Source organism: Embleya sp. NBC_00888 (assembly GCF_045207655.1).
Classification (GTDB): Bacteria; Actinomycetota; Actinomycetes; order Streptomycetales; family Streptomycetaceae; genus Embleya.
The window spans coordinates 259,959-272,994 of the sequence record NZ_CP108784.1 but is presented as its reverse complement, the minus strand read 5'-3'; the positions used below and the strand labels follow the sequence as shown (position 1 = coordinate 272,994).

Below are 13,036 nucleotides of genomic sequence, written 5' to 3'. Positions count from 1 at the left end.
CCAACTGGCCAGGCGTGTGTACCGCAGTTCCTGCTCGGTCTGTCGGACCGTCAGATAGCGGAAGCGGTCCGACGCCGCATCGACTTCACATGCCCTGGCCCTGGAACCGGACGATCCCGGCTTCCACCACAGTGTGCTCGCCGACTTCCGCGAGCGCCTGGCCCGGGACGACCGCGCCGACCGCCTTCGACCGCCGACAGGTCACCTGCCCCCGAGGCCAGGTCAGTCAGGGCCGGCACGCGGTGCACCAGCTCCCCCGATAGCGCCCGGAAGGTGGGCTTCCTCCGCGAGAACTCCTGCAAGTCCGCGTCCGCAGCGAGCAGCAGACACCCGAGTGGGAGGCGCGCCACGCGGTCCGCTCCGGAGTGGAGGGCACCATCGACGAGTTCGCCCACGGACACGGCATGCGCCGCTGCCACTACCGAGGACAGCCGAAAGCCCACCTGCAACACGTACTCACGGCCATCGCCGTGAACATCGAACGCCTCAGCGGCCGGTCAGTGACCGAGGAAGCCTCTCCACCGAGACCGCCGACTGCCTTCCAGACCTTCCTGGATGAGAACGAGATTCCCAGGCCGAAGTCCTGGCGCACCCTCGGTAGTCGAGTCCGGCCATCCAAGATCCCCGGCAGAGTCAAGCTCAGGCCAGGCCGCGGCGGCAGAACCGCCCGAACAACTCGAGTGCGTCGCCGCGGGTGGCGCCCACTCGATCGAGCACATCGGGGTTCCGCAGATGACGGATCACGGCGCCGAGCATCTCGGCCCACAAGGCCGGCGACCCCCCGGTGACCTCTCCCCGCTCCATCGCCTTTCGCACGATCGTCTCCAGCTCCCGAATCGCGATCTCCTGATGGCGGTCGTAGACGTGGCTCGTAGGCAGATAGTTCTCGACGTCGTGCACGAACTGACGGCTGGCTCGACGATTGCGCTCAACGGAGGCTGACAGGTAGGCCTCGATCTGGTCGTGCACATTCGCTGTGTCGTGGGCGCGGCGCAGCGCCTCCTTGCCCATCGAGTTGAAGTAGCGGTCGACGACGCCGACCACGACCTCGTCCTTGCTCTGCCCCAGGTGATAGATCGTGCGGCGGGAGGTGCGAGCGAGGGCGGCCATGTCACCAATCGTGAGATGGCGGAAGCCCTCAGCGAGGAAGGCCTCCTCAAGGGCGTTGAGTACGTCGGACTGCCGCCCGGAAAGGGCGTTCGACCTGACGCCTGGCATGGTCCACCTCACTTCACTGCGTCGTCGCCGGGACTGGGCCGGCCCGATTCACGGTACTCCGAGGTCGCGAACGATACCGCTTCCTGGGCCTGGAGTCGTGGTCGGGCGGCTGCACCGTCAGTCGATGCCGTGCGCCGTACCCTCTCGGAGATCGTCGAACTGGCAGCCCGTGCGGTCGCGGACCTCCTCCAGCGTCACCTCGGGGGCGAGCTCGACCAGCGTCAGACCTGCCTGCGTCACGTCGAAGATGGCCAGGTCGGTGACGACCCGGTTCACGACACTGCGGCCGGTCAGGGGCAGGTCACAGGTCTCGACGATCTTCGGCCGGCCGTCCTTCGTCGTGTGGTCGGTCAGGACGACGACCCGCCGGGCTCCCGCCACGAGGTCCATCGCGCCGCCCATGCCCTTGACGAGCACACCGGGGATCGTCCAGTTGGCGAGGTCGCCCGACCCCGACACCTGCATGGCCCCGAGGATCGCCAGGTCGATGTGGCCGCCGCGAATCATTGCGAAGGACTGGTCGGACCCGAAGAAGCTGCCACCCGGTTCGATCGTGACCGTCTGCTTACCGGCGTTGATGAGGTCGGCGTCCTCGTCGCTCTCGAGCGGGAACTTCCCCATGCCCAGCATGCCGTTCTCGCTTTGCAGGGTCACCCGGATGCCCGCCGGCACGTGATTCGCCACCAACGTCGGAATGCCGATCCCGAGATTGACGTATGCGCCGTCGACCAGCTCGCGCGCCGCGACGGCGGCCATCTGCTCACGCCTCCACATGGGCGCCTCCTTCGGACTGCCGCGGCCGCGTCGTCCGTTGCTCGATCTCCGGCGCTCGCGCCGACGCGACGACCACCTCGTCGACGTAGATCCCCGGCGTCTGCACGAGGTCGGGGTCGAGGTACCCCTCCACCACCCGGTCGACCTCCGCGAGCGTGACCCGCCCCGCAGTGGCGACGACGGGATTGAAGTTCCGCGCTGTCATTCGGTACGTCAAGTTGCCCGCCGCGTCCGCGTGGTGGGCGCGCACGAGCGCGAGGTCCGCGACGATCGCGTGCTCCAGGATCACGGTACGGCCGCCCATCCGTGTGGTCGGCTTGCCCTCGGCGACGATCGTGTGGGCTCCGGTCGGGGTGTAGAAGGCGGGAATCCCCGCCCCGCCCGCGCGGAGCCGTTCGGCCAGGGTGCCCTGTGGGGTGAACTCGATCTCAAGCTGCCCGTCGAGGTACTGCTGGGCGAACCGGCGGTTCTCACCGACGTAGGACGCCACGACCTTGCGGACCTGCCGACCCTCCAGGAGCACGCCGAGGCCCTTGCCGTCGGTACCCATGTTGTTGGAGACGATCGTCAGGCCGGTCACGCCCGAGTCACGGACCGCCTCGATCAGGTCGAACGGGTTGCCACAGAGGCCGAAACCCCCGACGGCGATCGTCATGCCGTCGAACACGTGACGAGCCACGAGCTCGCGCGCCGTCGTCACCTCGGTCCCCCCTCGTCGGTGGCGCTCGGCGGCAGCACGACCACCCCCGCCTCAAGATGACTCCGGACCTCCGCTGCCTCGAGGCCGAGCTCCCCCAGCAGCGCCAAGCCGTCGCCACCGACCACGGGTGCCGGGCGCGGCTCGGCGGCAGGTGTTCCTGCGAAGCGAGGCACGGGTCGCGCCATGTGACCGTCGCCGAGCGAGGTATAGGTCTGCCGTTCGACGTGGTGCGGGTGCAGTGGCGCTTCACCGATCGACAGGACCGGGGTGACGCAGGCCGAGCTCGTGGCGAACACTTCGGCCCACTCATCACGCGGCCTCGAACCGAAGATCGCCTGCAGGCGGTGCGCCATGGACGGCCATCGCGAGCGATCGTCCTGGGCCGCGAAGTCCGGATCGTCGCCCAGGGCAAGCCCCTCGATCAGGCTCGCGTAGAACTGTGGCTCGATGCAGCCGACCGCCACGTGCCGACCATCGCTGCACGCGTACGTCCGGTAGTAGGGAGCGCCGCCGTCGAGGTGGTTCACCCCACGCTCGTCGACCCATCGCCCCTCGGCGAGGTACCCGTGGAGCATCGCCATGAGGGCCGCCGAGCCGTCGATCATCGCGGCGTCGACGACCTGCCCTCGCCCTGTGGTGCGAGCGCTGACGACGGCCGCGAGGACGCCGTAGGCCAACAGCATGCCGCCACCGCCGAAGTCGCCAATGAGGTTGAGTGGCACCACTGGGTCCCCGTCGGCGGGGCCGATCGCATGGAGGGCACCGGTCAGGGCGATGTAGTTGATGTCGTGCCCGGGAAGCTGTGCCCAGGGGCCGTCCTGTCCCCAACCGGTCATCCGGCCATACACGACGTGCGGCGCCTCGCGCGAGACGTCGTCAGGCCCAAGGCACAAGCGTTCGGCCACCCCTGGGCGGAAGCCCTCGATGGCGACGTCGCCGGCCGCGATCAGCCGCATCGCGATCGCGCGGCCCTTCGGAGGCTTGAGATCGAGCGCGATCGAGCGGCGATTGCGGTGCATCACCGGGTGGAGCTCGGCTCCCGGCCGGTCGATCCTGATGACGTCGGCGCCGAGGTCGGCGAGCATCATGCACGCGAACGGCGCCGGTCCGATCCCGCCGAGCTCGACGACACGCACGCCTTCCAGCGGCCCCGCGCTCATCGACCGCTCCACACGGGGCTTCGCTTCTCGGCAAAGGCACGGGCGCCCTCCTGGGCGTCCGCCGACTCCGTCACCGGGCGCGCTATCTCGAGCTGACGCTCGTACGCCTCTTCGTGGCTCCACGAGGACGACGCCGCGACGATCTGCTTGCTGGCGCGAAGCGCCAGCGGGCCGTTGGCGGCGACGCGGTCTGCCAGGCGCCGGGCGACCGCCAGTGCCTCACCGTGGGGTGCCACCGCGTTGACCAGCCCCACCTCGTGGGCGCGACGAGCGCCGACCAGGTCGCCGGTCAGGATCCACTCCATTGCGACCTGGTACGGGATCCTCGACGGCAGCTTGAGGAGTGCGCCGCCCACGGCGACCAATCCGCGCTTGACCTCTGGCACCCCGAAGCGTGCGGACTCGGCCGCGACAACCAGGTCGCAGGCGAGCACGAGCTCGCAGCCGCCGGCGACGGCGGCACCTTCGACGGCGGCTATCACGGGGATGGCAGGAGGGCGGGCGGTGAATCCGGCGAACCCGCGGCCCGGGATCGAGGACTTCTCGCCACGGACGAAGGCCTTCAGGTCCATGCCCGAGCAGAAGCTGCCGCCGGTACCGGTGAGGATGGCTGCGCGGAGGTCGCTGCGATCGTCCAGGTGGTCGACGATCTCGGCGAGAGCTCCCGCCATCGAGGCGTCGACGGCGTTGCGCACGGCGGGACGGTTGAGGGTGATCGTCGCGACACCGTCGGTCTCCTCGAACAAGACCGGGGCGCCGGCGGCGCTCATCGGGGCGCCATCCGGATGCCGCCGTCGAGCCGGATGACCTCGCCATTCAGGTAGCGGTTGTGGAGTAGCTGGTCGGCGAGTGAGGCGTACTCCTCCGGGGCACCGAGGCGCTTCGGGAAGGTGACCGATTCCGCGAGGCCGTCGCGGATGTCCTGGGAGAACCGGGCCAGCAGCGGGGTATCGAAGATGCCAGGAGCGATGGTGTTGACGCGGATGCCGAGGTCGGCGAGGTCACGAGCGGCGCACAGGGTCATGCCGACGATGCCGGACTTCGCGGCGGCGTAGGCGATCTGTCCGACTTGCCCGTCCCAGGCGGCGACCGACGCGGTCATGACGATCGACCCGCGTTCGCCTTCGTCGGGGTCGTTCGTGGCCATGCGTGCGGCCGTCAGCCGCAGGGCGTTGAAGGTGCCCACCAGATTCAGCCTCAGAGCGGTCTCGAATCGGTCCAGCGGGAATGGCGTCCCGGCACGGTCCACGATCCTGCGGGGGAAACCCTTTCCCGGACAGTGGACCAGCCCGCGGATCGTGCCGCGTTCGGAGGCGTGGTCGAGCACCTGGCCGAGGTCGCTCTCCGAGCAGACGTCGCCGCGGACGAACGTCACGCGCTCACCGAGCCGCGCGCGCAGCTCGCTCTCGTCGGCGTCGACCAGGTCGGTCACCACGACGGACACGTCGCGCTCCGCCAAGAGCTTCGCCGTGGCGCCGCCGAGTCCGCCGGCACCTCCGGTCACCACGTACACCGATGGGGTGTCGGTCATTGACAGGTCCTTCCGACGATGAAGAGCACGTCGACGCAGATCCTTGCGGGGTCGTCAGCGATCTGAGCGGCGCCAAGAGCGCCACCGCCGTTCCACCGCGCACACCGCGGACCAGCGCGTGATGCTGGTAACATTTCTGGTACTATAGATGCTTCTTTGGTACCGCACAAGTGGATGTGCTCCCCCCGCCGGCTCTCGGCGACGCCCGATCAGGACAGGCCACGGCGGCAGAGATGCCCGAACCGCTCCAACGCCTCGCCTCGTGCGGCACAGAGCCGGGCCAGCACCTCGGGGTCCCGAAGTCTGCGAATCACGACGCCGAGCAGCTCGGCCTTCCCGCCCCGACGGGCGAAGACGCGGCGAAGAACACCGACGGAGAGGAGTCCTTGTTGCGGATCGCGGCCATGGCGGCGACTCCGAGCAGGCGCTTGAGGTTGCCGTTGCCGTGTCGGGTTCGCCCAGACTTGTTCACCCCGGCCGATGCGTTCTGTCCCGGGCAGACGCCGATCCAGGAGGTGGGGTGCTGGGCGGTGGTGAACCGGGCCATGTCCCCGCCCGTCTCCGCGGGGATCACTTCGGCCGCGAGCCGGCCGACCCCGGGAATGGTGTCGAGGAGGTCCAGGTCGCGTTCCCGCTCGGACAACGGCGTGGCGATGCGCGTGTCGAACGCGGCGGCGGTGGATCGCAGGCGGTCGATCTCGTCGAGGTGGTAGCGGACCACGAAGGCACGGAGAATTCTATTTTCGTGTCAGAGCCACATTGCTGTATGCCGACACTCGTCCAGGAACGCCGCTTCGAGTGCGTCGAGCACGTCGGACTGTCGCGAGACCACGGGCCCGCCTCGCTGCCGAGAGATCGGCCGAACCATCCGTCGTCGGCCGCGGCGCCGGGGCGTCAGCGTTTCCTTGCATGGCGCTGCTGCCAGGCGGCCATCTCGCCGAAGAGGTCGATGCCGTCCTCCTGAGGGGTGTCCACCGCAGCCTGCCGGTAGGCCTGGTAGGTCGTGACGACGATGCGTTCGGCCTGCGGCCAGGAGGCGTATCGGTCCAGATCCATCCGGTCGGCGGTCTCGCGCCACGGTCGACCCGCCGCCACCCCGTCGGCGATGCGGTCCTTGACGTGGGCCAGGTAGCCCCGCATCTCCGCGACCCCGCCGACGTCGGTGAGCGGTCCGTGACCGGGCACCACGACCGTCGGATCGAGCGCGGTCATCCGGTCGCAGGCACGCAGCCAGTTCGTGAGCGAGCCGGCCCACATGATGGGCGTCCCACCGATGAAGAGGAGGTCGCCGGCGAAGATCACCCCGGCATCGGGCACGTGGGCGATGGCATCGCCGGCAGTGTGCGCCGGGCCCAGCCGCAACAGCTCGACATCGCGACCGCCGACTGTCACCGTCAGAGAGTCGTCGAAGACCGTGTCGGCGTTTCGCAGAGTGATGCCGGTGAAGTCGAACGCTCCGAAACAGCTCCGCAGGAAGGGCGACAGGACCGGTCCGAAGTCCGATGTCGCCAACATGTGGAGCCGTTCGGGGGTCGTGCCGTGCTGGATCTCGTGGTCGGTCTCGCTCGTCGCGTACACCGTGGCCGTGTCGTCGAGGAGTTGGTTGCCGAAGCAGTGGTCGCCGTTGGCGTGGGTGTTCAGGACGCCCTGGATCGGCGTGGAGGCGGTCAGGTCCGCCATGGCGTCCAGCATCTCGCTCGTGAGGGTGAGGTCGAAGAGGGTGTCGACGAGGAAGCTCTGCCCCTCGCCCTGCACCAGCCCCGCGTTGCTCATGCCCCACTCGCCGTCGGGCAGCAGCCAGGCCCAGATTCCCGCGGCGATCTCGTGCAGGCCGCGCGTGTAGGTGTTCGTCACAGGTTCCTCGTGTCGGTCGGGATCAGTAGCCGCTCGAGAGCGGGTGAGGGCGGGCGCCGTCGACGATGCGTTGATGTGTGCGTCCGAGGGCGCGACCGTTGAGTGAGACGGTGTCGCCTGGCTTCAGCCATCCGTCGTAGGTCTCCGGGTCACCGACGAGGTGCTCCAGCAGGCAACCGCCGGGGATCGTGCCGGACCCGATGACGTCGCCGGGGACCAAACGGGTGCCGCGCGACACGAACGACACGATCTCTCCGAAGGTCCAGTCCATCGCACCGGTCGTCCCGCGGGCGATCTCGACGCCGTTGACCTCGACCGCCACCTCGAGGTCGAGGCGACCGTCGACGAGCCGGTTCGCGACTTCGTCGGCGGTCACGAGCCACGGACCGAACGTCATGCCGGAGTCCTTGCCTTTGCCCTGACCGATGCCGAGCGCCATGTCGGTCTGCTGCAGATCCCGGGCGGTCCAGTCGCAGAAGAGCATGTAGCCCGCGATCGCGTCCTGGGCGGCGACAGGATCCAGGTTCGAGCCGGGCGTGCCGATGACCGCTGCGACTTCGAGCTCGAAGTCGAACCAGCGTGAGCCCGGCGCGATCGCGACGTCGTCGCGAGCGCCGAACAGGGTGGCCGGATTGGCGAAGTAGAAGGCGGGAACACGGCTCCAGACCTCGCCGAGTTCCGGGTCACGGCCGTAGGCCCTTCGGCACCCGCGGACATGGTCGAGGAAGCCGACCGTGTCGCGCACGGAGGGCGGCTGCGGGATCGGGGAGTGCAGCACCATCGACTCGAGTGGGACGACGGTCGCGGGCGATCGCCGCACCGTCTCGGCGATGCGCTCCATTGCGACCTGGCCTGCGGAGATCACGTCGATCAGCGTGCGGTCGTCGTCCAAGACATGCACCGCGTCGTCGACGATCAGACCGACCCGCAGACCGTGCCCGTGCCGGCATGTCACCCACCGCATGTCGTCTCCTGGGGTTCGCCGTCCCGGCGCTCGAAAGGAGGCCGCCGACGGGTCATGACGGCGAGCCCGTCGCTGCGGTCGCGGCGCCCCACCACTCGGGCTGCGGAGGCATCATGCCTCCGTACGCCTGCGACTCGTTCACGATGTGGGTGCCCGACTCCTGCAGGCCTCGGATCGCCTTCTCGACGAGGTCGGCACGCATCGCGCCGTCCCGCTTCACGACCTCGCCGCCGACGAGGACGGTGTCGACGTCGGAGGTTCGAGCGCTCATGACGATCGCACCCATCGGGTCGACCGCCGGTGTCAGGTTCAGGGATGTGTTGCGGATGAAAAGGAGATCGGCGGCCTTGCCGACGTCGATCGAACCGCACTCGTCCTCCAGGCCCAGACCGATGGCTCCGCCGAGCGTCGCGAAGTACAGCACGTCGGCAGCACGCAACTCGAGGCCGCCCATGTCGTAAATGCCTTTCTCCTCCAGCGCGCGCTGATTGGCCCGCGCGCGCTCCCCCGCCAGCATCAGGCGCATGGCCGTGAACATGTCGGGAGAGTTGTTCGACTGGATGTCCGCTCCCAGCCCCGCCACGACACCGGCGCGGTCGGCGACGGCGGCGATCGGGAACCCCATCCCCATGTTGAGTTCGGTCTCGGGGGTGGAGGAGACCTTGGCCCCATGATCGGCCAGGATTGCGAAGTCCTCGGCGTCGGAGGTGTTGCAGTGCGAGTGGAGCTGGTGCGACCAGAGGAGCCCAGCCTCGGCCAACTGCTTGATCTCCGACCGGTATCCGGGCTTCCACCGGGCGTTGGTGTGAGTGTGGATCAGGCAGTCCAGCTCGCGCCCGAGCACCATTTCCTGGGCGGCCTGCTCGATGCCGTTCAGGCTCATCTCGGTCGGGGCGATCCCGAAGCGCACCCGCCCGCCGCTGGTCTCGAACAACGATGAACGCACGCGTCGCGCGTCCTCGAGACGGGACTCGACAGACGTGAAGTACGGATTCGCCGTGTGGGGGTCATAGAGCCCGTAGCACCACACACCACGGATTCCGGACTCGTTGATGGCCGCCACGCCCGCGTCGGCGTGCTCAGGGGTCAAGATGCTGTGGGAGTAGTCGACCGAGCAGGTCGTGCCGGAGTCGAGCAGCCCCACGGCCGCACCGAGCGTCCCGTTGTAGATGTCGACCGCGCGGTGCACGCCGGAGTGGTTGCGCCGGATCGTCCACACGTAGTCCGACAGCGTGAAGTCCACCGTGAGGCCGCGCATCGTCGCCTGCCACATGTGGTGGTGCGCGTCCACGAACCCCGGGATGATCCAAGCCCAGGACGCATCGACGACATCGGCACCTTCGGGCGTGGCCCCGAGGTTCTCGGCAAGCCGACCGATCCGGCCGTCGACGACTTCGACGTCGACTCGCTGAAAGCTGCCGCTGCGGGGGTCGCCCACCAGGACCAACGCGCCCGTGTAGATCGTTCGAGTGCCCACGAATCTTCCTTCCGCTCCGTCGCGCCGAGTGCCGACAACGACTGGACGGTATCATAACGACCTGTATAGTACCGCTCATGGTACCAATGTTTGCGTCCGGGATCACCCCTGGCGAAGGCGCCGCGCAGTCGCTGCCGACACCGACCACCCGCCCCTTCTGGGACGCCGCGACCGAGGGCCGCCTGGCGGTCCAGCAGTGCGGCTCCTGTGAAACGCACTTCTTCTACCCCCGCATCGCGTGCCCGTCCTGCGGCTCCCGCGAGGTGTCGTGGGTTGACGTGAGCGGACGCGCGACGTTGCTGAGCTATGTCGTCAACCACCTCCCCGCCCCCGGATTCGAAGCAGTCGGTCCGCACGTCATCGCAATCGTCCGGCTGGAGGAAGGGCCGACCATGATGACGAACATCATCGGAAACGACGCTGTGCCCGACCATCTGGTCATCGACATGCCGCTGCAGGTCGCCTTCGAGGACCGGCGCGGCCAGGTGGTCCCGGTGTTCGCCCCCCGAGAGGGGCACGCCGCGTGAGTCGCCCCGTGGCCGCCATCGCCGGCGCCGCCGAAACGAGCCTCGGACGACTGCCCGCCATGTCCGAGTTGGACCTCCACGTCGATGCCGCGCTGCTCGCTCTCGCCGACGCCGGCCTGAGCCTCGACGATGTCGACGGCATCACGAGCGCCGTGCACAACCCGGTCGAGATCGCTCACGCGTTGGGAGTCCGTCCGACGTGGTTCGACGGCACGAGCGTGGGCGGAACGTCGTTTCTGGTGCACGTGCGTCACGCTGCTGCCGCGATCGCCGCTGGACAGGCCGAAGTCGTCCTCGTGCTGCACGGCGAATCCCGTCGGTCGGTGGTCGGACGCCATCCGCGTCCGATGCCGGCCGACGGGATGCTCGGTCAGTTCGAGCTACCGTTCGGCGTCAACGGCCCACCCACGATGTTCACGCTCCCTTACCTCCGCTACGCCCACGAGACGGGGACGACGCTCGAGCAGCTGGCCTCCGTGCCGGCTCGACAGAGCGAGTGGGCGCACGGAAACACCCGAGCCGCCCGCCCCTCTCTCGCGAGCGTCGACGAGGTCCTGGCATCGACGCCGATCGCCTGGCCGTTCACCAAGCTCATGTGCTGCATGGTGAGCGACGGAGGCGGTGGACTGGTCGTCACGTCGGCAGAGCGCGCCCGCGAACTGCGCCGCACCCCCGTCTATCTGTGGGGGTCGGGCGAGGCGGCCGACAGCCCTTTGGTGTCGCAGATGCCCGACCTCACACGCGCCGAGACGTTCGAGCGGTCGGCCGCGGCTGCCTTCACCGAGGCGCGCATCAGCCACAACGACGTGGATCACCTGATGGTCTACGACGCGTTCGCACACGTGCCGCTGTACGGCCTCGAGGCGCTCGGTTTCGTCGGGCGCGGGGAGGCCGGCGCGTTCGTCGCCGACGGTAACACCGCCCCGGGCGGGCACCTGCCGATGAACACCAACGGCGGCGGCCTTCGCTACACCCACACCGGCATGTACGGGATGTTCGCGATCCAGGAGGCTGTCCGCCAGCTCCGGGGCGAGGCGTTCGCCCAGGTGCCCGACGTGAATGTCAGTGTGGTCCAGGGTGTCGGACACTTCTTCTCGGAGGCGGCGACGTTGGTGCTCTCGAACCAGGAGGTGTCGGCATGACAACACCGGCGGCCGCGCCTGCTCGGGGCTTCTTCGAGATCGCGGCCTGCGACCGCGACTCCGTCGCGTTGCGGCTCGGGTCCGAGACCGTCACGCGCGGCGACCTGCTCGATGACGCCCACCGTTGGTCCCGCCTGCTGCAGGACGACCTGGATCTGCAGCGCGGCGAGACCGTGGCCCTCGTCCTGCGGAACAGTGCGACCTTCATCGCCGCACAGCTCGCGGCGGAGCAGATCGGCCTATACCTCGTGCCAGTCAACTGGCACCTGACCGCCTCCGAGGCCGCCTACCTGATCGGGGATTCCGGGGCTCGCGCCGTGGTGACCGAGTCTGCCCTCGAGTCGCTTGCCGTCGAGGGAGCTCGCCTGGGTGGCGGCCTCGCCCCCGACCGTGTCGTCGTGGTCGCAGGCGCGTCGGACGGACTCTCGGCCGAGAACCTGCTCGCACGGCATCCTGCCTCTGCGCCGACGCAGCGGAGCGCGGGCTCGGTGCAGTACTACAGTTCCGGGACGAGCGGGCGCCCCAAGGGTGTCCGTCGGGCGCTGCCGACGACGACCCCCGACGAGGCTGCCGATGCCCGAGCTCGGCAGCGGTTCGCGCAGTACGACACCGACACCGGGCTCCCCCAGGTGCACCTGGTGGTCGCCCCGCTCTACCACCCGGCACCGAATCTGAACGCGCTCTGCGCCCTGCACCTGGGGCAGGAACTCGTCATCACCACACGGTTCGACGCGGCCGAGACGCTCTCGCTCATCGACCGATTCGGCGTCACGACCACGTTCATGGTCCCGATCATGTTTCATCGGCTCCTCGACCTCGACGAGTCGATCCGCGACTCCTTCTCAGGCCGCTCGCTCCAGCTGGTCACCCACGCTGGAGCACCGTGCCCGCCGGAGCTGAAGCACCGGATGATCCAGTGGTGGGGTCCGGTCCTCACCGAGTACTACGGGTGCACGGAGTTCGGCATCGCCACGATCATCACTTCCGAGGAGGCGTTGCAGAAACCAGGCTCCGCAGGCCGCGCGGCACCCGGCATCCGGCTCGAGATCCGCGGGAGCGACGGACGGCCGCTCCCCGCAGGCGAGCCCGGCACCATCTACGTCAGCGGTGGCTTCGATTTCACCTACAGCGGTGCGGCCGGGGACTCGATCCCCGCCGGGGCATCGGACACCCACGACCCGTTCCGGACCGCGGGCGACATCGGCCACCTCGACGAGGACGGCTATCTCTACGTCGGCGACCGACGCTCCGATCTGATCCTCTCGGGGGGCGTCAACATCTACCCGGCCGAGGTGGAAGCCGCCCTCGTGACGGAGCCGTCGGTCGCCGACGCCGTGGTTGTCGGCGTGCAGGATGACGAGTGGGGGCAGCGCGTCGTCGCCGTCGTGCAGCTGAAGGGCGGCGAGGAGGGCGGCGAGCCGGCTGCCACCCGCCTGCGCAGTCACCTGGCCGACCGTCTGGCGCGGTTCAAGACACCGCGCGAGTTCCACTTCGTCGACTCCGTCGGCCGCAGCAGCACCGGGAAGATCAACCGCCCACAGATCGCCGCGCTGGTCGCACAGCGGCGCTCGGGCTCCTAGGGCAACGGTGTTTGCCCGTCAGGGTGGAGCGGGTCGCCTCGTTGTAGTGGCTTATCCGGGCTTGGTGTTGGCGTCGTCGTCGCCAGTGTGACCAGTGGAGGATGTGGTC

General features: G+C 68.9%; 13 protein-coding genes and 1 pseudogene. 4 read left to right on the top strand and 10 right to left on the bottom strand.

The genetic code is table 11. The annotated features are described in order from the left end of the window. Positions 1-296: 296 nt before the first annotated feature. Positions 297-476: pseudogene (locus OG948_RS01155) on the top strand (transposase); the annotation flags it as partial. 163 nt (positions 477-639) lie between these two features. Here OG948_RS01155 and OG948_RS01150 read toward each other — a convergent pair. The 10 genes from OG948_RS01150 to OG948_RS01105 all read right to left on the bottom strand — a co-directional run bounded on the left by OG948_RS01150 (position 640) and on the right by OG948_RS01105 (position 9,639). Continuing rightward, on the bottom strand, positions 640-1,218 hold the full coding sequence (locus tag OG948_RS01150; protein WP_406293000.1) for a TetR/AcrR family transcriptional regulator: 579 nt from the start codon (positions 1,216-1,218) through the stop codon (positions 640-642). A gap of 117 nt (positions 1,219-1,335) precedes the next feature. Next, positions 1,336-1,974 (bottom strand): 3-oxoacid CoA-transferase subunit B, encoded by a 639-nt coding sequence (locus OG948_RS01145; protein WP_406292998.1) that lies wholly within the window; start codon positions 1,972-1,974, stop codon positions 1,336-1,338. 4 nt (positions 1,975-1,978) lie between these two features. Further along, entirely contained in the window at positions 1,979-2,692 is a 714-nt protein-coding gene (locus OG948_RS01140; RefSeq protein ID WP_406292996.1) for a CoA transferase subunit A, read from the bottom strand. Continuing rightward, on the bottom strand, positions 2,689-3,852 hold the full coding sequence (locus tag OG948_RS01135; protein ID WP_406292994.1) for a CaiB/BaiF CoA transferase family protein: 1,164 nt from the start codon (positions 3,850-3,852) through the stop codon (positions 2,689-2,691). Before OG948_RS01135 ends, OG948_RS01140 begins: the two co-directional genes overlap by 4 nt. Then, the gene (locus tag OG948_RS01130) at positions 3,849-4,622 is read right to left on the bottom strand and encodes a crotonase/enoyl-CoA hydratase family protein (protein WP_406292991.1); all 774 of its coding nucleotides are present in this window, start codon (positions 4,620-4,622) and stop codon (positions 3,849-3,851) included. Before OG948_RS01130 ends, OG948_RS01135 begins: the two co-directional genes overlap by 4 nt. Continuing rightward, complete coding sequence (locus tag OG948_RS01125; RefSeq protein ID WP_406292990.1) at positions 4,619-5,383, bottom strand: SDR family oxidoreductase; 765 nt, start codon at positions 5,381-5,383, stop codon at positions 4,619-4,621. Before OG948_RS01125 ends, OG948_RS01130 begins: the two co-directional genes overlap by 4 nt. Before the next feature lie 310 nt (positions 5,384-5,693). Further along, positions 5,694-6,104 (bottom strand): transposase, encoded by a 411-nt coding sequence (locus tag OG948_RS01120; RefSeq protein ID WP_406292989.1) that lies wholly within the window; start codon positions 6,102-6,104, stop codon positions 5,694-5,696. A 173-nt stretch (positions 6,105-6,277) separates the two neighbouring features. Next, positions 6,278-7,237, bottom strand: coding sequence for an MBL fold metallo-hydrolase (locus OG948_RS01115; RefSeq protein ID WP_406292987.1), 960 nt, complete (start codon positions 7,235-7,237; stop codon positions 6,278-6,280). A gap of 22 nt (positions 7,238-7,259) precedes the next feature. Further along, a complete protein-coding gene (locus OG948_RS01110; RefSeq protein WP_406292986.1) occupies positions 7,260-8,129 on the bottom strand; it encodes a fumarylacetoacetate hydrolase family protein in 870 nt (289 codons plus the stop codon). A 124-nt stretch (positions 8,130-8,253) separates the two neighbouring features. Further along, positions 8,254-9,639 (bottom strand): amidohydrolase family protein, encoded by a 1,386-nt coding sequence (locus OG948_RS01105; protein WP_406300162.1) that lies wholly within the window; start codon positions 9,637-9,639, stop codon positions 8,254-8,256. A 116-nt stretch (positions 9,640-9,755) separates the two neighbouring features. Here OG948_RS01105 and OG948_RS01100 point away from each other — a divergent pair, with 116 nt between their 5' ends. From OG948_RS01100 to OG948_RS01090, 3 genes are read left to right on the top strand one after another with little or no spacing between them, the layout of a single operon-like run. Continuing rightward, positions 9,756-10,205, top strand: coding sequence for a Zn-ribbon domain-containing OB-fold protein (locus tag OG948_RS01100; RefSeq protein WP_406292985.1), 450 nt, complete (start codon positions 9,756-9,758; stop codon positions 10,203-10,205). Beyond that, positions 10,202-11,347, top strand: coding sequence for a thiolase C-terminal domain-containing protein (locus tag OG948_RS01095; RefSeq protein ID WP_406292983.1), 1,146 nt, complete (start codon positions 10,202-10,204; stop codon positions 11,345-11,347). The genes OG948_RS01100 and OG948_RS01095 overlap by 4 nt, the downstream gene beginning before the upstream one ends. Then, positions 11,344-12,927, top strand: a complete 1,584-nt coding sequence (locus OG948_RS01090; protein ID WP_406292982.1) for an AMP-binding protein — start codon at positions 11,344-11,346, stop codon at positions 12,925-12,927. The genes OG948_RS01095 and OG948_RS01090 overlap by 4 nt, the downstream gene beginning before the upstream one ends. Positions 12,928-13,036: the final 109 nt, after the last annotated feature.